Origin of the sequence: Bacillus sp. JJ1764, from assembly GCF_036962145.1 — a bacterium.
Taxonomy (GTDB): domain Bacteria; phylum Bacillota; class Bacilli; order Bacillales; family Cytobacillaceae; genus Neobacillus.
Map to the genome: position 1 here is coordinate 7,543 of NZ_JBALNY010000214.1, position 1,555 is coordinate 9,097.

The 1,555-nt window shown below is 41.2% G+C and carries 1 protein-coding gene; it reads left to right on the forward strand.

Annotation, left to right across the window (positions count from 1 at the left end; translation table 11 throughout):
• Window positions 1-2: 2 nt before the first annotated feature.
• Window positions 3-1,364 (forward strand): aspartate kinase, encoded by a 1,362-nt coding sequence (locus tag V7083_RS22290; protein ID WP_335482205.1) that lies wholly within the window; start codon window positions 3-5, stop codon window positions 1,362-1,364.
• Window positions 1,365-1,555 lie beyond the last annotated feature (191 nt).

Here is a 1,555-nt window from a genome sequence, read left to right on the forward strand (position 1 = left end):
GAATGAAGGTAGTTAAGTTTGGGGGATCCTCTTTATCCTCAGGTCCGCAGCTAGAAAAAGTATTTCAGATTGTTATGTCGGACCCTGAGCGTAAGGTTGTAGTGGTATCAGCACCGGGAAAGCGGTCCAGTGATGACATAAAAGTAACAGATTTATTAATTGAGTGTGCAGAACAATGCTTGCAGGGTGCCGATTGGAGCGGTCCTTTAAAAGCGGTCATTGCCAGATATAAAGATATTGCAGAAGAGTTATCTTTATCTTCAGAAGTTATTGATGAGATATCAGAAGATTTGTTCAATAGATTGAATGGAGACCAACGGAATTCAGAGCGCTTTATCGACCTATTGAAGGCGAGTGGGGAGGATAATAACGCAAAATTGGTGGCGGCCTACTTCCGTAAAATGGGTGTTCAGGCATCTTACATAAATCCCAAAGAGGCAGGATTGCTCGTCAGTGATGAACCGGGTAACGCACAAGCACTTCCAGAGGCGTATGAAAATTTATTCGCACTAAGACATCAGCCTGGAATTTTGATCTTCCCTGGATTTTTTGGCTACAGTAAAGAAGGGGACGTCTATACGTTTTCTAGAAGCGGTTCCGATATAACCGGTTCCATTCTTGCCAACGCCTTAAAGGCCGAATTATATGAGAATTTTACAGATGTTGATGCTGTTTACTCAGTAAATCCGTTTATTGTAAATTCCCCTAAAGAGATTAAGGAATTGACGTATCGGGAAATGAGAGAATTATCCTACGCCGGTTTTAGTGTCCTCCATGATGAAGCTCTTGTCCCGGCTTTTCGTGCAGGGATCCCGGTACAGGTAAAAAATACGAATAACCCTGGGGCACCGGGAACTAAGATTGTTGCTGAGCGGGATAATACCAATGGTCCCGTGATAGGGATTGCCAGTGATCAAGGTTTTTGCAGTATTTATGTCAGCAAATACTTAATGAACCGGGAAATTGGCTTTGGACGCAGACTATTGGGAATCTTAGAGGATTTCGGCCTTTCTTATGAGCATACTCCTTCGGGAATAGACGATGTTTCAGTGATTTTACGAGAAAATCAGTTTGATGAACAAACTGAGCAAAAAATCATTAGCCGGATCAAAAACGAACTGAATGCCGATGAAGTTAAGTTTGAACACAGCCTCGCACTGATTATGGTGGTAGGCGAAGGAATGCGCCATAATGTTGGAACAATGGCCAAAGCCTCAAAAGCCCTTGCTAAGGCAGAAGTTAATATTGAAATGATCAACCAGGGTTCATCAGAAGTGAGCATGATGTTTGGTGTAAAAGTAGTCGATGAAAAAAGAGCAGTAAAAGCTTTATATGACGAGTTTTTTGCCGCCGTACCGGTCTAAAGACATTTCTTACAAAAAGCCACTAGCAAAATTTGAGTAAATTTTAAATTTTCCTTTCATTGCATTTTTAGTCCAATTCAATATGAATTGGACTATTTACTTTATAAAAGGCAAAAACGGAGGAATGTTTCCGAAGCCAAGCCAACTTTAGACAAGGAAGATGTAAAAAACATTTGATGTCTGAAGCTGAG

What these genes read in the sequence shown, in the direction of transcription:
- V7083_RS22290 (WP_335482205.1), top strand. Translation starts at nt 3, where the DNA reads ATGAAGGTAGTTAAGTTTGGGGGATCCTCTTTATCCTCAGGTCCGCAG.